Origin of the sequence: Nesterenkonia sp. HG001 (assembly GCF_034438835.1) — a bacterium.
GTDB classification, from domain to species: Bacteria; Actinomycetota; Actinomycetes; order Actinomycetales; family Micrococcaceae; genus Nesterenkonia; species Nesterenkonia xinjiangensis.
On record NZ_JAOSZD010000001.1, the window covers coordinates 22,216 to 43,342 of the forward strand.

Below are 21,127 nucleotides of genomic sequence, written 5' to 3' on the forward strand. Positions count from 1 at the left end.
GGGTATTCCCTCCCGGGGGCCGACGACGATTCTGACGCGTCATACGTCGCCTCCCCCGTCATGAGGAGAGCCGGGCCGCCTCGACGGCGGCGGAGACCGCGGCGTGCGCTGCTTCGAAGCCCTTGTCCTCCCGGGAGCCCTCCAGGCCTGCGCGCTCCAGGGCCTGCTGCTCGTCATCGCAGGTCAGCAGACCGAAGCCGACGGGCACACCGGTATCGAGGGCGACCCGCAGCAGACCATCGGTGGCGGCCTGGCAGACGTAGTCGAAGTGCGGGGTCCCCCCGCGGATGACCACCCCCAGCGCGACGACGGCATCGTGCTCGGAGGCCGCCGCGGCGCTGAGCACCGGCAGCTCGAAGCTGCCCGGGGCTCGGACCAGGGTGATGTCCTCCACTCCGATCTGCGTCAGGAAGCGGCGGGATCCGGCGATCAGGCCGTCCATGACCTGGGTGTGCCAGCGCGAGGCCACCACTGCTACGCGCAGCGGCTTCTCGGCGGCGGCCGCGCGCAGACTCTCCAGCTCGGCGGTGTCGATCTCAGGGGTTCCGGTGCTGCTCATCTCTCTCCTTGTTCGTCGAGCGGGCGCGAACGCTCCGCAGGCTCCTCGTGGTCGGCGATCTGCTCCTCCGCGGCCCCCGGATCCTCTCCTGTCCAGGCCCCACGGGCCTCGCGGTCCTCCAGGCCGAGGTGGTCCATCAGGTGGCGCATCCGGTCCCGTTTGGTGCGCAGGTACCTCCGGTTCTCCTCGTGCACCACGCCGTTGGAGGGGATCTGCTGGACGTCGAGCCCCGCCTTCAGCAGGGACTCCACCTTGTCCGGGTTGTTCGTCAGCAAGGTCAGCCGGGTGATCCCGCAGCTGTGCAGGATCGCCGCGGCGCCGGTGTAGTCACGCAGCTCCGCGGCGAGGCCGAGCATCTCGTTGGCCTCCACCGTGTCCGCGCCCTGCTCCTGGAGGCTGTAGGCGCGCAGCTTGTTGGCCAGCCCGATGCCGCGTCCCTCGTGCCCGCGCAGGTAGAGGAGGTGGCCGCCGTCGCGCTGGATGGACTCCAGGGCCGAGGCCAGCTGGGTGCCGCAGTCGCAGCGGTGGGAGCCCAGCACGTCTCCGGTCACGCACTCGGAATGCATGCGGATCAGCGGTCGGTCCTCCGCGGCACCGGTCTCGGAGGCCGGCCGGGACCGGGCGGAGATGAGCAGGTGCTCGTGGCCTGTGGCGTGCTCGGTCCACACCTGGGCGGCGAAGATCCCGTGCACGGTGGGCAGCGTCACCACCGGACCCGGAGTGACCAATGCGCTGGACTCCTCCTCGGGGCGCTCCCAGGAGGCCTGCACGGCGTCCATGACGGCTTCCGGGCGAGGCTCTCCCCCGCGATACGCGATGAGGTCGGCGATGGAGATCAGCGCCAGCTGGTGGTCGTCGGAGAACTCGCGCAGCGCCGGCAGCCGCATCATCCGGCCGTCGTCATGGACGAGCTCGGCGATGACCCCGACCTCCGGGTGTCCGGAGAGCCGGCAGAGATCCACGGCGGCCTCGGTGTGGCCGTCCCGTCCCAGCACGCCGGCGTCGTCGGCGATCAGCGGGAACAGGTGGCCGGGCCGGGTGAGGTCGTGCGGCTCGGCGGCGGCATCGGCCAGCAGGGCGGCGGTGCGCGCCCGGTCTGCGGCGCTGATGCCCGTGCTCACCCCGGAGGCGGCGTCGCAGCTGATCGTGTAGGCGGTGCCCTTCGGGTCCTGGTTGGCCTCCACCATCGGGGGCAGACGCAGGTGCTCGGCGCGCTCCCGGCTCATCGGCACGCAGATCACCCCGGAGGAGTGCCGCACGGTGAACGCCATGAGCTCCTCGGTGGCCGCGGCCGCCGGGAAGATGATGTCACCCTCGTTCTCCCGGTCGGCATCGTCGACGACGACGACGGGTCGCCCCTTGGCCAGCTGGTTCAGGGCGACCTCGATCGGGTCGAGCACCGGAGCCGGCGTGTCCGGCCGCCGGACGGCCGGCACCGGAACCTCGGGGGCGCCCGGGTCATCGTGCTCAGCGGCCTCAGCGGCCTCAGCGACAGCGTCGAGGTCGAGCATCCGGCGGGTGTACTTGGCCAGCACGTCCACCTCGAGGTTGACCTGTCCGCCGTCGGGCAGCGCGCCCAGCGTGGTCTCGACCAACGTGGTGGGGATCAGCCCCACCTCGAACCATGCCTCGGGCGCGCCCGCGTGGGACACCGCCGTGACGGTCAGCGACACGCCGTCGACGGCGATCGAGCCCTTCTCTGCGATGAACGGGGCCAGGTCCCGGCCCACCGCGAAGCGGTGCCGGCCCTCGTTGACGTCACGTTCCAGGAGCGACCCCATGCCGTCCACGTGGCCCTGGACCACGTGTCCGTCCAGGCGGGCGCCCGAGGGGAGGCAGCGCTCCAGATTGACCTGGGCCCCGACGTCGAGCTGCCCCATGGTGGTGCGTTTGAGGGTCTCGACGATGAGGTCCACGCTGACGGTCTCACCCTCGATGGCGGTGGCGCTCACGCACACGCCGTTGACGGCGATGGACCCGCCCAGGGCGAGACCCTCGACGTGTCCGGGCGCCTCGAAGCTCAGTCGTTCGACCCCGCGGGCCGGGTCCGGCCGCCGGGAGACCACCCGGCCGAGACCTGTCACGATTCCGGTGAACATGATGGTCAGCTGCTCCTGTCTGCTGGTGCACCGGCCTGATCGGCCGGAGCGTCGGATGAGTCGGGGACATAGGCGTCCTCCGCCGGCTGGAGGTGGACGCAGACGTCGTCGTCGAGGATCCGGACCGCCCCGCCCTCGGCGGGGTCCTGGGCGTAGCGTCGGGCCGCGGAGAGCGTGGTGACGCCGATGTCCCCCACGCTGGAGGGTCCGGCGCCGAGGATCAGCGGCGCCTGGTAGGCGAATATCTCGTCCACCAGATCCTGGGCGAAGTAGGCGGCCAGCACGCGGGATCCCCCTTCGATGAGGACATGCCGCACCGGGTGTCCCTCGTGCTGGATCTCGCCGAGGCGCTGCAGAGCCTCGAGCGGGTCATGGGTGCGCAGCTGGACCCAGCCCTCGCCTTCGGGGCGGCCCCGGCGCAGCCGGGCGTCCTCGGACAGCGGACGCCGGCCCATCACGCAGCGCAGCGGCTGATGCTCGGAAAGCGTCCCGTCGGGCAGCCGGGCGGTGAGCCGCGGATCATCCACTGCGGCCGTGTTGCTGCCCACCAGGATCGCATCGATCCGCCGACGGATCCGGTGGGTGTGCTCCCGCGAAGCCGCCGAGGTGATCCACTGGCTGGTGCCGTCAGCGGCCGCAATGCGACCGTCCAGGCTCTGCGCCAGGTGGACCGTGACGAAGGGGCGTCTCTCACGCTGGGCCCGGGCCCAGCGCTGATTGATCCGCCGGCACTCCTCGGCGAGGACGCCGGCCACGACGTCGACCCCCTCCGCGCGCAGCACCGTGGCCCCTCCAGAGGCGTCGGGGGTGGGATCGTCGGCGCCGTAGAGGACGCGCCCGACCCCGGCGGAGAGGATCGCCTCGGTGCACGGAGGTTGGCGCCCGTGGTGGCGGCAGGGCTCGAGGCTGCAGTAGAGCGTCGCGTCCGAGAGGTCCATGCCGGGTGCGGTGCGGGCGATGCGGGTCAGTGCCTCCCGCTCGGCGTGGAGGTTCCCGGCACCACGGTGATGTCCGACGGCCAGGACGGTGCCGTCGGCGGCAACGAGCACGGCCCCGACCAACGGGTTGGCACCGCGCGGACCGCGGTAGGCCGCCTCCACCGCCGCGCGCATGCGGGTCTCGTCCAGCTGATCAGCCATGCCGAGCCTGCTCCTGGGCGCGGACCGGGACGTCGGCGGCAGACGGCTGCAGGAGGCGTCCAGTGCTCGGAGAGGCGGCTTCGAGGAGCCGGCGCAGGCCGTCCATATGAGCGATGTGTCCTTCCCAGGCCCGACGGTGGAGTCGGCTCCGGGGCGACGATGCCTGCGCGGCGGCCGGCCCGACAAGGGGTGCATAAGGCGCCCCGGCCGTCGACCGGCCTTCGTGCTTCTCCCATCCAGACTCTGACTGTCGGTACCGGAGTTCCACCGGTTCAACCGTGGCCGCGAACGGCCTCGGGTCGCGGACTTTCACCGCCGGTTCGGACTTTCACCGACCCCGGAGCACGAAGTGTGTCGTGGACAAGTCTGCCACACAGACGAGAAGGGCCCGGAATCCTGAGGATTCCGGGCCCTTCTTCTGGAGCGGATGACGAGATTCGAACTCGCGACCCTCACCATGGCAAGGTGATGCTCTAGCCAGCTGAGCTACATCCGCACGAGTGATCAGTATAGACCACTCAGTGCGCGATACTGGGATCGAACCAGTGACCTCTTCCGTGTCAGGGAAGCGCGCTACCGCTGCGCCAATCGCGCCTATTCAGCTGTTCGGCCCGCCAAGGCGGCCCGAGCGAGGTGGGGACGGGAATCGAACCCGCGTTGACGGCTTTGCAGGCCGCTGCCTCGCCACTCGGCCACCCCACCGTACCCATCTCCGGGAGTCGGGATCGACTCCTTCGAGCCCATCGAGCGGATGACGAGATTCGAACTCGCGACCCTCACCATGGCAAGGTGATGCTCTAGCCAGCTGAGCTACATCCGCACGTCGGCTTCCAGCTGACCTTCTGACGTGCCTCTCGGCCTGCCCGAATGTCCGCTCTCCGACGACATGAAACTCTAGCCCAGCCCTCGGCCGCTCGTCCAATCGGCGTGGCGTGTCCGCCGTCACACTCGGCGCTGTGACCTGGCGAATCCCCGTCCTTCCAAGGATCCGGAGCAGCTCAGACCGTCCTGGATCGGTTCGGACACGACGCCGCGGCCCCGCTGCGCATCAGAGGCGCGTGGCAGACTGGGCCGTGATGACACAGCCCACCCTCGCCCATGCCACAGAGTTCGGCCGGATGTACTCCCGCTCGCTCACCTCCGCCCCCGAGGTCCCCTCCATCACCACGGTGATCGGCCAGGAACCCAAGGACCTCACCGGCTGGGCCGGACACCTGGCCACCACAGAGCTCGTCCAGGACGACCGGCTGACGGGGGCGGTCGGCTCCGCCTCCCAGCTGAAGACCCTGGCGCGACATGCCTCCTCCGCCGCCGAACGTTTCCGGGACGCCGCCGCCCGCCGCGGAGACCGGGTCCACCACTATGCGGAGCAGGTCGCGCTGCGCTCCCTGGGAGGTGCCCACGAGGCCGAGTCGGCCCGCGCAGTGCTGACAGAGCACGGGGAGTCCGCCTTCGCCGACCGGTTCGACGAGTGGTGGCAGCTCTATGACGTGCGCCCGATCGCCGCTGAGATCACGGTCTGGAACCATGCCGTGGGCTACGCCGGCACCCTGGACCTGGTCGCCGAGATCGCCGGCCGCACCTGCGTCATCGACTTCAAGACGAAAGGGCTTGACCGGCGCGGACGGGCGAAGCCGCTCAACGAGTCGGTGGTCATGCAGCTGGTGGCCGGGATGCAGGCCGAGGAACGCCTCGTCGATGCGCAGGCCGGCATCTGGGAGCCCTGGACCCACGGGAAGGAGTCTCTGCTCATGGCGGTGGCGATCTCCGAGGCCGAGGTGGTCCCCGTCCAGGCCTCGCCTGACGCGCTGAAGCCCCACTGGCACAAGTTCTGGGCGCTGCGACAGGTCTGGGAGCACACCCGACGCACTGCCGAGGCCGGGCCCGCGCTGCGGCCCCTGCCTCCTCCCCCGGCCCCCGCGGCTGCACGGGCGGCCGTCGGCGCCCCGGCACCGGCCGGCGCCGGATCCCCCACCGACGCTGTGCCACCTGTCACACCGAGGGCGTGAGCCCGGGGCCACCGCATGTCACGGCAGTAGGATCGTCTCCATGGCTGTTCTCCCGCTCCGCAAGCTCGGCGATCCCGTCCTGCGCACCCCCGCCGCGCCCGTGGGCGCGCTCGACGCACGCATCTCCGAGCTCGTCACCGCCATGTACGAGACCATGGACGCAGCCGGGGGCATCGGCCTGGCCGCCCCGCAGATCGGCGTGGGGCTGCGGATCTTCACCTATGACGCAATGGGTTCGCGAGGCGCCGTGATCAACCCTGAGCTCGTCTCGGTGGGGCCGATCGGCCCCACCCCGCGCGACGCGGACCACCCCGCCGAGGGGGAGAACCTGCTGCGCGAGGGATGCCTCTCGGTGGACGGCGTCTACTCGCCGGTGGACCGCGCTCAGCGGGTGGTGCTCACCGGCACCGCCCCGGACGGCGCTGCACTTCGGATCGCGGCCGAGGGTCTGCTGGCGGCCTGCTTCCAGCACGAGACAGACCACCTGGACGGCCGGCTGTTCATCGATCGGCTCACCGGCGAGGACCGACGCCGGGCCATGCGCACACTGCGCGAGACCGCCGCACCGTCACCTCCGACCGGAGTCGGCGCCGGCAGCAGCTTCTTCGCCGCGCCGCCCGCCGCGCCGCACAGCGGACCCCGTCGATGACGCGAGAGGACACCATGACCGCTGCTCCGAGCCCCCGCACCTACACCCTCGACGAACTCCATGAGGCCCATGCCGCCGTCACACGGGACCAGCTGATCACCGGCCCGCGGGAGGGGCGGGTGCTCTTCGCCGGCACCCCGCAGATCGCCGCAGACTGCCTCCACACGCTGATCGCCGACGGTGTCGCCGTCGCCGGTGTCCTCACACGCCCCGATGCCCCGGTGGGGCGCAGACGGCGTCTCACCCCCTCCCCGGTGGCCCAGGCCGCCGACGAGCTGGGGCTGCCGGTGGTCAAGGCCGACCGGATCGATCAGCAGACTCTGGCGGCGATCACCGCCTGGGACGTCGACCTCGGCGTCGTCGTGGCCTACGGGGCGCTGCTTCCGCGGACCGCGCTGGAGGCGCTGCCGCATGGCTGGGTCAATCTGCACTACTCCGCCCTACCCCGCCATCGCGGGGCCGCCCCGGTGCAGCACGCGATCCTGGCGGGTGACGCCACCGCTGCGGCCACCGTCTTCCAGCTCGAGACGGGGATGGACACCGGCCCGATCCACGCCGTGTGCGAGGTTCCGCTCTCCCCCGAGGCCAGCGCCGGGGCGGTCCTGCAGGACCTCACTCGGCTGGGTTCGACCCTGCTGACCACGCTGCTGCCCGAGCTGCTGCAGGGCACCTCCGTGCCGGTGCCCCAGCGTGGCGAGCCCACCTTCGCCGGCAAGCTCGGTCGTGAGGACGCCTTCATCGACCCGCGGCAGGAGGCCGAGGCCGTGGCGGGTCGGATCAACGCCACCATCCCCGAACCTGGCGCCTGGACCCTGCACGGCGAGCAGCGGATCAAGCTGGGACCCGCCCGGGTCTACGAGGCCGAGCTGCCGGAGCCGCTGTCCCGCGCCGTGCCCGGCGACGTCGCCCGGGCTCCCACGGACCGCGCCGCTGCCCACGATGTGGTCGTCCTGCGCACCGCCGAGGGCGGCGTCGTGCTCAGCGCGGTGCAGCCGGCCGGCAAACGGATGATCAGCGCCGCCGACTGGCTGCGCGGCCTGCGCGGCCGCGTCGTGCTGGGCGGCCACGACGAGGAGGATCAGGCATGAGCGAGCAGCGACCCGGGCGAGGCCGCCCGCGACGCCACGGCGGGGACACAGGCGAGAGCGGGGGCGCCGACCGCCGGGACGCCGCCGGTCGACAGCGGCACCGCGGCGGGGCAGATGGCTCGCGGGCACGGAATCGCAGTGCGGAGGCCCCGAGCCACCGTCGGCGGGAGGCCGACGCGGCCCGGCGCACCGCCTGGCGGGTGCTGCGTGCCGTGAGCCGCGACGACGCCTATGCCAACCTCACCCTGCCCGCGGAGATCCGCCGTGCGCGGCTGGATCGCCGAGACGCCGGCTTCGCCACCGAGCTCGCCTATGGCGCGCTGCGCGGCCAGGGCACCTACGACGCGATCATCGCCGCCTGCGTGGACCGCCCCCTGAAGGATCTCGACGCCCCGGTCCTCGACGCGCTGCGCCTCGGAGCCCATCAGCTCCTCGGCATGCGCGTGGACGCCCACGCCGCGGTCTCGGAGACCGTGGCCCTGGTGCGTGGAGAGATCGGTGCCGGCCCGGGAGGGTTCGTCAACGCCGTGCTGCGTCGGATCAGCGCCCAGGACCGCGACGCCTGGCTCGCGCAGCTGATCCGGGAGCGGGGCCTCACCGCCGGCTCCGATGAGGAGCTCGGCCTGCGTCACGCCCATCCCGCCTGGGTGGTCCGCTCTCTGAAGCAGGCGCTGCGGCTGGCCGGCAGGGGCGAGGAACTGCCTGAGCTGCTGGCCGCCGACAATGCCGCCCCGGAGGTGCATCTGGTGGATCTCCCAGGTGCCGGAGAGGACCGGCTCACCTCTGCGGTGGAGGCCGGCGCCGAACGCAGCACGCTCCTCGACGGTGCCGCCGTGTTCCGCGGCGGCGACGTGGGGCGCCTCCCCGGTGTGCGTGAGGGTGAGCTGCGCGTCCAGGACATCGGTTCCCAGTGGATCGCCCGTGCGCTGGCCACCGCCCGTCCCCCAGAAGCTCGGGAGCCCGACGCCGCCGGGGAGCACTGGCTGGACCTGTGTGCGGGCCCGGGAGGAAAGGCGGCGCTGCTGGCGGCACTGGCCGCCCAGCAGGGGGCCGTCCTGGTCGCCAACGAGCCGGCCGCACACCGCGCTGAGCTCGTGCGCCGTGCGCTCTCCCCCGTGAGCGACTCGGCGTGGCAGGTCCGCGAAGGTGACGGCCGCGGGATCGGGAAGGACCCGGAGGTGCGCGGGCGCATCGCTGCGCGCGGCGGGTTCGACCGGATCCTGGTGGACGCGCCATGCACCGGACTGGGTGCGCTGCGCCGTCGTCCGGAGGCCCGCTGGCGGCGCAGCCCCTCCGACCTGGCCGAGCTGACCGTGCTGCAGGAGGAGCTGCTCGACGCCGCCGCCGAGGCCCTCGCGCCCGGCGGGCTGCTGGGCTACGCGACCTGCTCTCCGCATATGGCCGAATCGGTGGTGCAGGTCGAGGACCTGCTGCGACGTCGCCCCGACCTGCGCCTGCTCGACGCCCACGACGCGATGCGCGACACCGGGACGCCGGAGGCGGCGCAGCTGCTCACCCCGGCCTCTCAGGGGGCTGACGACGGGACTGGCGGGACCGCCGGTCGCATGGTCCAGCTGTGGCCGCACGTCCACGGCACCGATGCGATGTTCTTCGCCCTGCTCCACCGCCCCGCCGAGGACGCCTGAGGCATAGGATCGATCTGTGAACACTTCGACACCGAGCCCCCGCACACCCTGCATCCACCCCAGCATCCTCAACGCGGACTTCGCGAACCTGGCGCGCGAACTCTCTCGGATCAGCACCGCCGACGCGGTGCACGTGGACGTCATGGACAACCACTTCGTGCCGAACCTGACGTTGGGGCTGCCGGTGGTGGAGTCGCTGCGGAAGGCCACGGACCTTCCGATGGACATCCACCTGATGATCGAGGACCCCGACCAGTGGGCACCGCAGTACGCGGAGCTCGGCTGTGAGTCGGTCACCTTCCACGCCGAGGCCGCCAAGGCACCGGTGCGTCTGGCCCGAGAGCTGCATGCCCGGGGGACGAAGGCCGCAATGGCCCTCAAGCCCGCCACCGGCATCGACCAGTACCTCGACATGCTCGGGGAGCTGGACATGGTCCTGCTCATGACCGTGGAGCCCGGGTTCGGCGGGCAGACCTTCCTGGACCTCGTGCTGCCGAAGATCCGCCGCGCCCGGAGGGCCGTGGACGACCTCGGCGGCGAGATCGCCATCCAGATCGACGGCGGAGTCAACGCGGAGACGATCCTGCGGGCCGCTGAGGCCGGGGCCGACACCTTCGTGGCTGGGTCGGCCGTCTACTCCGCCGAGGACCCCGACGCCGCCATCGCAGACCTCCGCGGCCTGCTCGCCGACTGACCGTCCGGACAGAAGAACCGGCGGCGCTCTCAACCTTCCCCTGAAGAGAGCACCGCCGGTACACCTGAGAGTCTAGCGGAAACCAAACCGCGGCTGCACCACGGTGGCGCCGTCGCCCCCGCTGGGATGCAGCTCCTCACGCCGGAGCCCCTCGATGGCCTCCTCGAAGTCATCGAGGTTGTCGAACCCCCGGTAGACGGAGGCGAAGCGCATATAGGCGACGACATCGAGCTTCCGCAGCGGCCCCAGGATCGCCAGCCCGACGTCATTGGCGTCGACCTCGGCGTTGCCGGAGGCCCGGACGGCCTCCTCCACCTCCTGGGCGAGCACGGCGAGGTCGTCGCTGGAGACGGGCCGTCCCTGGCAGGCCTTGCGCACACCGTTGATGACCTTCGACCTGTCGAAGGGCTCGGCCGCCCCGGAACGTTTGATGACGTTCAGCGAGGTGGTCTCCATCGTGGTGAATCGCTTGGCACACTGCGGGCACTGGCGACGACGCCGGATCCCGGATCCGTCCTCGAGCGTCCGTGAGTCCACGACTCGGGAGGAGTCATGCCGACAATAGGGGCAGAACATCTCGGCACCCTCCTCTCGTCCTCACTATCGAGCGCCGAGTCACAACGGCTGTGACGTGAACATTCTACCTACAACATATGGGCCGCAACGAAATGTGGACCACAAGATGTTGTGTTGATGAACGGTGTTCAGCCCTGCAGGCAGCTCGGGCCCAGGAGCACCTTCAGATCGCCGTACAGCGATGGCGACGGCGTGACCTGATAGTGCGGACCCAGGCGCATGACCTCGACCTTGTCCCCGGAGAGCAGCTGCACATGGACGTCGTTGCTTCCGCGGTGACGCCGCAGCACCTCCCCGAGCTGAGTGACGACCTTCTCGCTGGCCCGCTGACTGGGCACGGTGAGCACCACCGGTCCGCTGCCCGCCTCGCCGTCGAGCTCCGGCACGATCATCTCCTGAGCCGAGATGGACACCGCGCCGTCGTCGCGCCGCTGCAGCCTCCCCTTGATGGCGACCACGAGGTCCTCGGCGAGCACCGTGGAGATCGGCTGGTAGGCCTTGCCGAAGAACATGACCTCGATGGAACCGGCCAGGTCCTCGACCTCCACCCGCGCGTAGGGGTTTCCGGAGGACTTCGCGATGCGCCGCTGCAGGGTGGTGATCATCCCGCAGATCGTCACCGAGGCACCGTCTGCCGGGCCGTCCTCGCTGAGCAGCGAACTGATGGACCGGTCGGCGTGCTGGGCGAGCACCCGCTCCAGGCCCTGCAGAGGGTGATCCGAGACGTAGAGGCCGAGCATGTCGCGCTCGAAGGCCAGCTTGTCCTTCTTGTCCCACTCGGGCAGGTCCGGCACCTGGACGGCGTCGAAGTCGTCCATGTCGTCCTCCCCGGTGGACATGGCCCCGAAGATGTCGGTCTCATACTGCAGCGAGTCCTTCTTCTTCTTGACCGCCTGGTCCACCGCCTGCTCGTGGACCTGCACGAGCGCGCGTCGGGTCTGGCCCATGTCGTCAAAGGCCCCGGCCTTGATCATCGACTCGATCGTGCGCTTGTTGCAGACCTGCTGAGGGACCTTCTTGAAGAAGTCCGAGAACGACTGGAAGTTCCCCTGCTCCTCCCTGGCCTCCACCAGGCCGGCAACCACATTGGCGCCCACGTTGCGCACCGCGCCCATGCCGAAGCGGATCATCTCATCGCCGACCGGGGTGAAGTTCAGCGTGGACTCGTTCACGCTCGGCGGGGTGACGGTGATGCCCATGCGACGGCACTCGGCGAGATAGAGGGCCAGCTTGTCGCGGTTCTCCCCCACGGATGTCAGCAGCGCGGCCATGTACTCGGCCGGGTAGTTGGCCTTCAGGTATGCGGTCCAGTAGGCGACCAGTCCATAGGCTGCGGAGTGGGCCTTGTTGAACGCATAGTCGGAGAAGGGCAGCAGAATGTCCCACAGGGCCTGGGCGGCTTCCTCGGAATAGCCGTTCTCCGCCATCCCACCGAAGAATCCAACCTGCTGCTTGTCCAGCTCGGACTTCTTCTTCTTGCCCATCGCGCGCCGCAGGATGTCCGCCTGGCCCAGGGAGTAGCCCGCCACCTTCTGGGCGATGGCCATGACCTGCTCCTGATAGATGATGAGGCCATAGGTCGTGGAGAGGATCTCCTCCAGCGGCTCCGCGAGCTCCGGGTGGATGGGAGTGACCTCTTGTCCGCCGTTCTTGCGCATCGCGTAGTTGGTGTGCGAGTTCGCACCCATCGGACCCGGGCGGTAGAGGGCGATGGTCGCGGAGATGTCCTCGAAGTTGTCCGGCTTCATCGCCTTCAGCAGGGACTGCAGACCGGAGCCGTCGAGCTGGAAGACTCCCAGCGTCTTGCCGCTGGCCAGCAGGTCATAGGCGGGCCGGTCGTCCAGCTCCAGGGTCTCGAGGTCGATCTCCACGCCTCGGTTCTTCTGGACGTTCTCCAGGGCATCGGAGATGATCGTCAGGTTGCGCAGACCCAGGAAGTCCATCTTGATCAGGCCCAGCGACTCACAGATCGGGTAGTCGAACTGGGTGATGATCGCGCCGTCCTGCTCGCGCTTCATCAACGGGATGATGTCGATCAGCGGATCCGAGGACATGATCACCCCGGCCGCGTGGACGCCCCACTGACGCTTCAGCCCCTCCAGACCCGACGCGAGGTCGAAGATCTCCTTCATCCGCGGATCGGAATCCAGGAAGTCCCGCATCTCCCCGGCCTCGGAATACCGAGGGGAGCTCTCGTCGTAGATCTGCGACAGGGGCATGGGCTTGCCCTGCGCGTCCGGCGGCATCTTCTTGGTGAGCTGATCTCCAGTGGAGAACGGCTCACCCATCACGCGCGCCGAGTCCTTCAGCGCCTGCTTGGACTTGATGGTGCCGTAGGTGACGATCATCGCGACACGCTCATCCCCGTATTTGCGCACCACGTAGTCGATGACCTCGCTGCGCCGACGGTCGTCGAAGTCGATGTCGAAGTCCGGCATGGACACGCGGTCCGGGTTGAGGAACCGTTCGAAGAACAACCCGTGCTCCAGCGGGTCCAGGTCGGTGATGCGCATCGCGTACGCCACCATGGAGCCCGCTCCGGAACCTCGCCCGGGCCCCACGCGGATCCCGTTCTCCTTGGCCCAGGTGATGAAGTCGGCGACCACCAGGAAGTAGCCGGGGAAGCCCATCTGCGTGATGACGCCGATCTCGTACTCGGCCTGCTTCCGGACCTTGTCCGGCACTCCGAAGGGGTACCGGTAGGCCAGCCCCCGCTCGACCTCCTGGATGAACCAGGACTCCTCGGTCTCCCCCTCCGGGACCGGGAAGCGCGGCATGTAGGACGCCGACTCGTTGAACTCCACCTGGCAGCGCTCCGCGATCGCCAGCGTGTTGTCGCAGGCCTCCGGGAAGTCGCGGAAGAGCGCGCGCATCTCCGCGGCGGACTTCAGGTAGAACTCCTCCGAGTCGAACTTGAAGCGCTTCGGGTCGTCCAGGGTGGAGTTGGACTGTACGCACAGCAGCGCCCCATGGGCCTTGTGGTCATGCTGATGCGTGTAGTGGAGGTCGTTGGTGGCCAGCAGCGGGAGGTTCATCTCCTTGGCGAGCTTGAGCAGGTCGCCCTTGACCTTGCGCTCGATCTCCAGGCCGTGATCCATGAGCTCGCAGTAGAAGTTCTCCTTGCCGAAGAGGTCCTGGAACTCGCCGGCGGCCTTCTTCGCCTCCTCGTACTGGCCCAGATGCAGGCGCGTCTGGATCTCGCCGGAGGGGCATCCGGTCGTGGCGATGATTCCCTTGCCATAGGTCTCCAGGACCTCGCGGTCCATGCGCGGCTTGTAGAAGTAGCCCTCGATGGAGGCCAGGGACCCCATGCGGAAGAGGTTGTGCATCCCGCGGGTGTCCTCGGCCCACATCGTCATGTGCGTGTAGGCGCCGCCGCCGGAGACGTCCTTCTCCCCGGCGACGCCCTCGCCCCACTTCACGCGTCGGCGCTCCGTGCGATGGGTGCCCGGGGTCAGATACGCCTCCAGCCCGATCACCGGCTTGACGTCGTACTTCTGCGCCGTCTTCCAGAACTCATAGGCACCGAAGAGGAAGCCGTGGTCGGTGGTGGCCACCGCCGGCATGCCCAGGCGCTGGGTCTGCTCGAAGAGCTCGTCGATCTTCGCGGCGCCGTCGAGCATCGAGTACTCGGTGTGGTTGTGCAGGTGGACGAAATCGCCAGTCGTGGTCATCGATCCTCCAAGATGTGCAGGGCCCCGGCGAGATCCTGAGGATACTCCGAGCGGAAGCTCACCCACTCTCCGGACGAGGGGTGCGTGAAACCGAGCTCCGAGGCATGCAGCCACTGCCGGGTCAGTCCGAGCTCGGCGGCCAGGGTGGGATCCGCGCCATAGGTCAGATCGCCGGCACAGGGATGCCCCAGCGCTGAGAAATGGACCCGGATCTGGTGGGTGCGGCCCGTCTCCAGCGCCACCTCCATGAGGCTGACCCTCCCGAAGGCCTCCAGCAGCCGATAGTGCGTGCGGGACTCGCGCCCCTCCTCCACGACGGCGAAGCGCCACTCATGACCTGGGTGTCGGCCGATCGGAGCGTCGATGGTGCCGTCCACGGGGTCGGGAAGCCCCTGGACCAGAGCGTGGTACGTCTTCGACGGTGTGCGGGTGCGGAAGGCGTCCTTGAGCACGCTGTAGGCATGCTCCGTCTTGGTCACCACCATCACACCGGAGGTGCCGACGTCGAGCCGGTGGACGATGCCTCGGCGCTCCTGCGCTCCCGAGGTGGTGAGCTTCACGCCCAGCCCCAGAAGGCCTCCGACCACGGTGGGGCCGGTCCACCCCGGGGACGGGTGGGCGGCGACGCCCACGGGCTTGTCGACGACGACGATGTCGTCATCCTCATGCAGCAGGTGCAGGTCCTCCACGACTTCCTCCACCACTTCCAACGGATCGTCACGATCAGGCACCGTCACCTGGAGCACGACCCCCTGCGCCAGCTTCTCGGACTTCTTCACCGGCTGCCCGGCTCGTCGGCCCGCGCGGTGCCGGGCCACCCCCGAGGCCAGCCAGGAGGCGGCCTCAGTGCGCGAGAGCCCGAACCGTACCGCCAAGACGGCGTCGGCTCGGGCTCCGTCCTGATCGGCAGGAACCTCGAGGAGCACCTCCGAGGGCTCCTGCTCGCCGGTCATCGGTCCTCCTCGTCCTCCGAGGAGCTCGCGTCAGCACCTCGATCTCGCGTCGTCTCCCGCGTGCCGTCGATGTTCAGCCCGAAGACCATCATGGCGCAGACCGCGATCATCGAACAGACGATGAACGAGTCGGCCACGTTGAAGATGGCGAAGTTCGGGACGGCGATGAAGTCGACCACCTCACCGAGCCCGAAGGCCGGGGGGCGGAAGAGGCGATCAGTGAGGTTGCCGGCCACACCCCCGGCGAGCCCGCCGAGCCCCAACGCCCACAGCCAAGAGCCGCCGAGTCGGCGAGAATGCCAGATCACGAAGCCCAGCACACCCGTCATCACCAACGTGAAGAACCAGGTGTGGTCGGTGCCGAGGGAGAAGGCGGCGCCCGGGTTGAGGTGGTAGCGCCAGTAGAGCACCGGCGGCAGCACCTCGATCTGCTCGCCGAGGACCATGGAGGACTCGACCCACCATTTGGTGAGCTGGTCCACGCCCCAGGCGAGCGTCGCGATCACCGCGGCAGTCAGGATCGCGACCCGACGAGACGGCCCCTTGGCCGACGGCTGCGCTGACACGGACGGGAGCTGACCGGCGCTCACAGCTCGGCGCCGGTGGCTTCCTTCTCGATGGAGCCCCGGCTGTTGAGGTCCGTCAGCTGGCCCTCGATGTAGTCCTTCAGGCGGGCGCGGTAGTCGCGCTCGAAGCTGGTGAGCTCACTGACCTTCGTCTCCAGGTCAGCCTTCTTGCGCTCCAGGACGGACAGCGTGCGGGACGAGGTGAGCTCAGCCTCCTCGATCATGTTCTCCGCGCGGGTCTCCGCCTCCGTGACGATCTCTGCGCGCCGACGCTCAGCCTCCGCGATGTACTCCGCCCGGGTCTTCTCACCCTCAGCGATGTACTGGTCGCGCGTGGTCTCACCTTCAGCGATGTAGGCCGCACGGGTCTGCTCGCCCTCGGCGATGTACGCCGTCCGGGTCTGCTCACCCTCGGTGATGTGGGCCGTCCGGGTCTGCTCGCCCTCGGCGATGTACGCGGCGCGGGTCTGCTCGCCCTCGGCGATGTACGCCGCGCGGGTCTGCTCACCCTCAGCCACGTACTGGTCATGCAGCTTCTGGGCCATGGCCAGCACGCCGGTGGCGGTGGAGGCCACGCCGTCGGCGTTCTCTCCGCCCTCGTGGGACGACGCGGCGGCGGGAGCCTCGGGGGCCGGCTGGGCCGGGCGGGTGCCCAGCGGATACTCCGGGTACGCCGTGACGGAGCTGATGTCCTCCGCCTCGTCCTCGGGTGACGAAGCCTCTGCGGCGGTCTCCTCGGGGACGGACTCCGTCGCGTCGTCGTCGCCACCCTCGCCCTCCGGGTCCTCAGTGACCGGGGAGAACGTCCCGGTGACCTCGGCCGCGGTGCCGGCGTAGCCGGAGAGACCGGCGTCATTGAGCTCGTCGGGCTCCAGGTTGGCGGGGTTCTCCTCGACTTGCTCCTCGAGGGCGGCGACCTGCGCCTTGAGATCCTCGTTCTCCTGGATGAGTCGACGGAACTCGACGACGACGTCGTCCAGGAAGTCGTCGACCGCGTCCTTTTCGTAGCCGGGACGGAACTTGGTCTCCGGGAACTCCTTGTTCAGGAGGTCGTCGGGAGTCAGGGCCATGCAGTGTCACCTCGTCGAGAAGCGGTTTAGCGTGAAGGAGCGGAACTCAGCGTCGGTCCGCGGGCCTACAGCGTCCTGGGGAATGTCATGCGGTCATCGAAAAGGATACCTGCTCGCCGCCTCAAGGTTCGACCTCAACCTTCAAGCGAGGCTTGGAGCCCCACCTCCGGGCACCTCGGCGAGGGACGGTCAGCCCGCGCCGACAGCACGGACGATCATCTTCGCGATGACCACCCCGAGGAAGACGATGATGAAGCCCATGTCCAGGGCGATCCCCCCGAGGTTCAGCGGCGGGATGCGCTTCTGGAGCCAGCGGATCGGGGGGTCGGTCACCGCGTAGACCCCCATGGCCAGCGCCAGGGGAAGCCCGCGGGGGCGCCATTGGCGCGCGTACTGCTGGGTGATGTCGAAGATGATCCGAATCACCAGGGCCAGCTGAAAGATGGTCAGCAGCAGATAGATCGGGGCGGCGATGAGGTCCACAGTTCGGCGTCGTTCCTCTGATCAGGGGCGGGGTCATCTCAGGGCTCAGCAGTGCGGCCCTCAGGACCTCGTGTCAGCCCTGGGGCTCAGCTCTGGTTGAAGAACTGCGCGGAGGTCGGTGAGTCGCCTGCCGCGCGCTCCTCGGTGAGCACCTCCACGTTCTTGGGAGTCAGCAGGAAGACCTTGTTCGTCACTCGCTCGATCGAACCTCCGAGGCCGAAGACGAGGCCCGCGGAGAAGTCGACCAGACGCTTGGCCTCCGCCTCTCCCATGTCGGTGACGTTCATGATCACCGGGATGCTGTCGCGGAAGGACTCACCGATGACCTTAGCATCGTTGTAGGAGCGCGGGTGGACGGTCGTGATTCTACGCATTGCGGAACTCTCATCCCGGGAGGAGGGGGCACGCTTGATCGGGGTCACCGGAGCCCGGTACTCGGGATCCACGGCGAGGCTGGAGCTGTTGTAGCGGCCGGCGCCGACAGTGCCCTCCTCCGACCCCCCGTGCGCCCCGGCGGCCTGAGAGGCCGGTCCCTGCCCGCCCACGCCGTGGGCGGCGTCGAGGGAGACGACCTCCGAGCTGCGGGAGACGGAGGCTGCCGGGACGGCAGGCACTGCTCCGGTGCGGGTCGACTGCGCCGTCGCCGTCGATCCTGCATTCCGGGCGGCCGTTGCGGCCTGACGGGGAGCCTCGGCTGCGGGAGAGCCAGCCTCGCCGCGGGCCGAGCCTCGCTCCTCGGCACCGAAGCGGTCGTCCTCGTAGTCATCTCCATCGGCCAGGCCGAGGTAGATCATGGTCTTCTTGAATGCACCGGCCATGAGGATTCTCCTGGGGGAAGTCTGGACCTCGGATGGTCGAACCTCGACGCGAGCAGGCATCGGGCTCTGTCCTGAAGGTCCTGGGATTGTCACTGCGCGCTTCTGACACTATCGCGGCGGGGGCCTGTTCCCGAGGACATCGCGACCGATCCTCAGGTGTGTCGCGCCATGGGCCACCGCGTCCTCCAGGTCATTGCTCATCCCCGCCGAGATCATGTCTGCCTGGGGATGGTCGACACGCATCAGGGCCGACAGCTCGGCCAGTCGCGCGAACGCAGGAGCGGCCGGCTCCCCCAGCGGAGCGACCGCCATCACGCCGGCCAGCCGCAGACCCTCGGCGGACTCGATCCCCTCCGCCAAGGCGGGGACCTCAGACGGCGCCGCGCCTCCACGGGAGTCCTCAGGGATCTCCTCACGCAGGTCGACCTGAATGAGGCACTCCAGCGGGGACGCTGGATCCGCCGCGGTGCGCAGGGATCTCAGCAGGGAGGTCCGGTCCACCGAATGCACGGTCGAGGCGTAGCGGGCCACTGAGCGGGCCTTCTTGGACTGCAGCTGGCCGACGAAGTGCCACCGCGGCAGCTCCAGTCGGACCGCAGGGCTGGCCGCTTCGTGCGCCGTCACCAGGCGGGCGACCTGTTCGGCCTTAGCGGCGGCCTCCTGGTCCCGGTTCTCCCCGACGTCCCGGACACCCAGGCGCAGGAGCCGCAGGACATCCTCGGCAGGGAAGAACTTGGTGACCACGATCAGCTCGGGACGCTCCGTCCGTCCAGCCTGCTCCACGGCGCGATCGATGCGCTCGTGCACAGCGGCCAGGCAGGTGCGAAGCTCCTCGGTGCGGCGGTCATCGATCTCGGGTGCGGGGATGCTCTTCAGGTCCACCCCTCCACTGTAGGCGAGTCCGCAGCGGGTCCCGAGGAGTTCAGCGGGCGCGCCAGACGAGCCCTGCGAAACGCCCCTCTCCGGGAGCCCTCCGATGGGAGTAGAGCGTCTCGTCCTCGAGCGTGCAGCCGGCCAACTCCGCGATCCCCGCGCCGAGCTCACGGAGGATCTCCTCCGCCTCGGAGCGGAGATCCAGTGCGGGGGTTCCCCAGGTCGTCTGCGAGGCCAGGGCGGGACGCACGGTCCCGAGCTCCTCGTGCATGGCGGCCGGGACCTCATAGCAGGAGCCGCAGACCCCTGGCCCGACCCAGGCCTGAACGCTCTCGGCGCCATGCTCCCGCATCGCCGTCACGGTGTTCTCCAGCACTCCGCCGATCAGCCCCTCGCGGCCGGCATGCGCAGCGCCGGTGATCAGCGGTTCGCCGCCCTGACCCTGGCCTACCAGCAGCACCGGCAGGCAGTCGGCGACCATGACGGCCAGCGGTTCGGCGCCTCCACGGGAGATCCATGCGTCCCCGGTGGGCGCATGCGCGGAATCAGCAGGGTGCTCCGCGGCATCCAGGACCAGGGCGGAATGGACCTGATCCAGGAAGCGCAGTGTCCCTGAGCCCACACCCATGTGAGCCTCCAGGCCGCGGCGCCGGCTGGCGACGGCGTCCCGCTGCTGCTCCCCGACGTGGCGTGCGAGGTTTCCCGCCCGGACAGACGTGAAGGCGACGTGGACCTCGCCGTCGGCGGTCATGCCATGCCACCAGAACGGCGAGTCCGCGTCGCCTGTCGCCCTCATCGGACGCCCGTCACTTCAGGAAGTCGGGGACGTCCAGATCGTCACTGCGGCTGCCGGTGTAGTCCGACTCCACGATGTCCGGGATGTCCTGCTGCTCCTGCTGGGCCTGACGCGGCACCTGCTGCTGCGGAGCAGTCTCATGCTCACCGGCGTGGTGCTGCTGGACCGAGTGGGCGGGCTGATGGACCGGAGTCGTCCCGGGAACGGAGCCACCGGAGATCGGCGTCGTGCCGGGCACGGTGGACGGCTGTGGGCGTGCGGCGGGCGCGGGCGAGGAGGCCCGGTTGGCCTGCTGCGGAGCCGACTGGGCCGGGGCCTGCTGCGGGGCCGACGTGGCGTCGACCTGATCGAAGCCGGCGGCGATGACGGTCACCCGGGCCTCGTCCCCCAGAGCGTCGTCGATGACGGCGCCGAAGATGATGTTGGCCTCGGGGTGGGCGACCTCCTGGACCAGGCGCGCGGCCTCGTTGATCTCGAACAGGCCCAGGTCGCTGCCGCCCTGGATCGAGAGGAGGACGCCGTGTGCGCCGTCGATGGAGGCCTCCAGCAGCGGAGAGGCGATCGCCAGCTCGGCGGCCTTGACCGCCCGATCCTCGCCGTTGGCCGAGCCGATGCCCATCAGCGCCGAGCCGGCACCCTGCATCACGGACTTCACATCGGCGAAGTCCAGGTTGATCAGCCCCGGGGTGGTGATCAGGTCGGTGATGCCCTGGACGCCGGAGAGCAGCACCTGGTCCGCCGAGCGGAAAGCGTCGAGGACGGAGACGTTCTTGTCCGAGATCGAGAGCAGCCGATCGTTGGGGATCACGATCAGGGTGTCGACCTCGTCGCGCAGCCCCTCGATGCCGGTCTCGGCCGAACTGGCGCGGCGACGGCCTTCGAAGGTGAAGGGCCGGGTGACCACACCGATGGTGAGGGCTCCCAGGGACCGGGCGATGCGTGCCACCACGGGCGCGCCGCCGGTGCCGGTGCCACCACCTTCGCCGGCGGTGACGAAGACCATGTCAGCGCCCGTGAGCACCTCTTCGATCTCCTGGGCGTGGTCCTCGGCGGCCTGGCGGCCGACCTCGGGGTTGGCGCCCGCGCCGAGACCTCGGGTCAGCTCACGACCGATGTCGAGCTTGACGTCGGCGTCGCTCATCAGGAGGGCCTGGGCATCGGTGTTGATCGCGATGAACTCGACGCCCCGCAGGCCCACCTCGATCATCCGGTTGACGGCGTTCACGCCGCCGCCACCGATGCCGACGACCTTGATCACGGCCAGGTAGTTGTTCGGTGTTGCCACGTTGTGTGTCCCTTGCTCGTCTCTCACGTCATAGGCACGGAGACCCCCGCCGCCCTGCGAGCCGCCAGCGCGACTCCTCACTGTCAGTCTGCCGGACCCTCCGCCGAGGCGGGGAATCCTGCTGACCCGTCGGCCTCCCCGGCCGGACCG

The 21,127-nt window shown here is 69.6% G+C and carries 17 protein-coding genes, 4 tRNA genes, 1 pseudogene and 1 riboswitch; of the genes and pseudogenes, 5 read left to right on the forward strand and 17 right to left on the reverse strand.

What is annotated here, in order from left to right:
* Positions 1–58: 58 nt before the first annotated feature.
* The 7 genes from ribH to ODE13_RS00125 all read right to left on the reverse strand — a co-directional run bounded on the left by ribH (position 59) and on the right by ODE13_RS00125 (position 4,617).
* Positions 59–559 (reverse strand): 6,7-dimethyl-8-ribityllumazine synthase, encoded by a 501-nt coding sequence (gene ribH / locus ODE13_RS00095; RefSeq protein ID WP_322477454.1) that lies wholly within the window; start codon positions 557–559, stop codon positions 59–61.
* Positions 556–2,658 carry a 3,4-dihydroxy-2-butanone-4-phosphate synthase gene (gene ribB / locus ODE13_RS00100; protein WP_322477455.1) on the reverse strand — a complete coding sequence of 701 codons (2,103 nt, stop codon included), beginning with the start codon at positions 2,656–2,658 and terminating at the stop codon, positions 556–558. Before ribB ends, ribH begins: the two co-directional genes overlap by 4 nt.
* A 5-nt stretch (positions 2,659–2,663) precedes the next feature.
* Entirely contained in the window at positions 2,664–3,797 is a 1,134-nt protein-coding gene (gene ribD / locus ODE13_RS00105; protein ID WP_322477456.1) for a bifunctional diaminohydroxyphosphoribosylaminopyrimidine deaminase/5-amino-6-(5-phosphoribosylamino)uracil reductase RibD, read from the reverse strand.
* Positions 3,798–4,016: 219 nt separating this feature from the next.
* A riboswitch (FMN riboswitch) is annotated at positions 4,017–4,147 on the reverse strand.
* Between the two features lie 69 nt (positions 4,148–4,216).
* Positions 4,217–4,293 (reverse strand) — tRNA-Gly (locus ODE13_RS00110).
* Between the two features lie 26 nt (positions 4,294–4,319).
* Positions 4,320–4,391, reverse strand: a tRNA-Val gene (locus ODE13_RS00115).
* Between the two features lie 37 nt (positions 4,392–4,428).
* Positions 4,429–4,499: transfer RNA gene (locus tag ODE13_RS00120), tRNA-Cys, on the reverse strand.
* Positions 4,500–4,543: 44 nt separating this feature from the next.
* Positions 4,544–4,617 (reverse strand) — tRNA-Gly (locus ODE13_RS00125).
* 256 nt (positions 4,618–4,873) lie between these two features.
* On the opposite strand from ODE13_RS00125, the gene ODE13_RS00130 reads away from it, so the two are divergent.
* From ODE13_RS00130 to rpe, 5 genes are read left to right on the forward strand one after another with little or no spacing between them, the layout of a single operon-like run.
* Positions 4,874–5,806, forward strand: a complete 933-nt coding sequence (locus tag ODE13_RS00130; RefSeq protein WP_322477457.1) for a cytochrome — start codon at positions 4,874–4,876, stop codon at positions 5,804–5,806.
* A gap of 40 nt (positions 5,807–5,846) precedes the next feature.
* Positions 5,847–6,455: a peptide deformylase gene (gene def / locus ODE13_RS00135; protein WP_322477458.1), complete on the forward strand. Its 609-nt coding sequence runs from the start codon at positions 5,847–5,849 to the stop codon at positions 6,453–6,455.
* Positions 6,456–6,469: 14 nt separating this feature from the next.
* Positions 6,470–7,543, forward strand: a complete 1,074-nt coding sequence (gene fmt, locus ODE13_RS00140) for a methionyl-tRNA formyltransferase (protein WP_322477459.1) — start codon at positions 6,470–6,472, stop codon at positions 7,541–7,543.
* Positions 7,540–9,189, forward strand: a complete 1,650-nt coding sequence (locus ODE13_RS00145; protein ID WP_322477460.1) for an RsmB/NOP family class I SAM-dependent RNA methyltransferase — start codon at positions 7,540–7,542, stop codon at positions 9,187–9,189. Before fmt ends, ODE13_RS00145 begins: the two co-directional genes overlap by 4 nt.
* A 16-nt stretch (positions 9,190–9,205) precedes the next feature.
* Entirely contained in the window at positions 9,206–9,883 is a 678-nt protein-coding gene (rpe, locus tag ODE13_RS00150) for a ribulose-phosphate 3-epimerase (protein WP_322477461.1), read from the forward strand.
* 72 nt (positions 9,884–9,955) lie between these two features.
* On the opposite strand, the gene nrdR is transcribed toward rpe, so the two are convergent.
* From nrdR to ftsZ, 10 genes and pseudogenes are all read right to left on the reverse strand, one after another.
* Positions 9,956–10,459, reverse strand: a complete 504-nt coding sequence (gene nrdR / locus ODE13_RS00155; protein WP_179542506.1) for a transcriptional regulator NrdR — start codon at positions 10,457–10,459, stop codon at positions 9,956–9,958.
* Between the two features lie 128 nt (positions 10,460–10,587).
* Entirely contained in the window at positions 10,588–14,133 is a 3,546-nt protein-coding gene (gene dnaE, locus ODE13_RS00160) for a DNA polymerase III subunit alpha (protein ID WP_322477462.1), read from the reverse strand.
* Positions 14,130–15,086, reverse strand: coding sequence for an RluA family pseudouridine synthase (locus ODE13_RS00165; RefSeq protein ID WP_322477463.1), 957 nt, complete (start codon positions 15,084–15,086; stop codon positions 14,130–14,132). The genes dnaE and ODE13_RS00165 overlap by 4 nt, the downstream gene beginning before the upstream one ends.
* Positions 15,083–15,652, reverse strand: a complete 570-nt coding sequence (lspA, locus tag ODE13_RS00170; protein ID WP_322477464.1) for a signal peptidase II — start codon at positions 15,650–15,652, stop codon at positions 15,083–15,085. The genes ODE13_RS00165 and lspA overlap by 4 nt, the downstream gene beginning before the upstream one ends.
* A 20-nt stretch (positions 15,653–15,672) precedes the next feature.
* Entirely contained in the window at positions 15,673–16,722 is a 1,050-nt protein-coding gene (locus ODE13_RS00175) for a DivIVA domain-containing protein (RefSeq protein WP_322477465.1), read from the reverse strand.
* Positions 16,723–16,911: 189 nt separating this feature from the next.
* Positions 16,912–17,205 carry a YggT family protein gene (locus ODE13_RS00180; protein ID WP_179542502.1) on the reverse strand — a complete coding sequence of 98 codons (294 nt, stop codon included), beginning with the start codon at positions 17,203–17,205 and terminating at the stop codon, positions 16,912–16,914.
* An 86-nt stretch (positions 17,206–17,291) separates the two neighbouring features.
* Positions 17,292–17,648 (reverse strand): annotated as a pseudogene (locus tag ODE13_RS00185) (cell division protein SepF); the annotation flags it as partial.
* Positions 17,649–18,131: 483 nt separating this feature from the next.
* Positions 18,132–18,905, reverse strand: a complete 774-nt coding sequence (locus ODE13_RS00190) for a YggS family pyridoxal phosphate-dependent enzyme (protein WP_416210487.1) — start codon at positions 18,903–18,905, stop codon at positions 18,132–18,134.
* A gap of 40 nt (positions 18,906–18,945) precedes the next feature.
* On the reverse strand, positions 18,946–19,692 hold the full coding sequence (locus ODE13_RS00195) for a polyphenol oxidase family protein (protein WP_322477466.1): 747 nt from the start codon (positions 19,690–19,692) through the stop codon (positions 18,946–18,948).
* Positions 19,693–19,702: 10 nt separating this feature from the next.
* Positions 19,703–20,977 (reverse strand): cell division protein FtsZ, encoded by a 1,275-nt coding sequence (gene ftsZ, locus ODE13_RS00200; RefSeq protein WP_322477467.1) that lies wholly within the window; start codon positions 20,975–20,977, stop codon positions 19,703–19,705.
* Positions 20,978–21,127 lie beyond the last annotated feature (150 nt).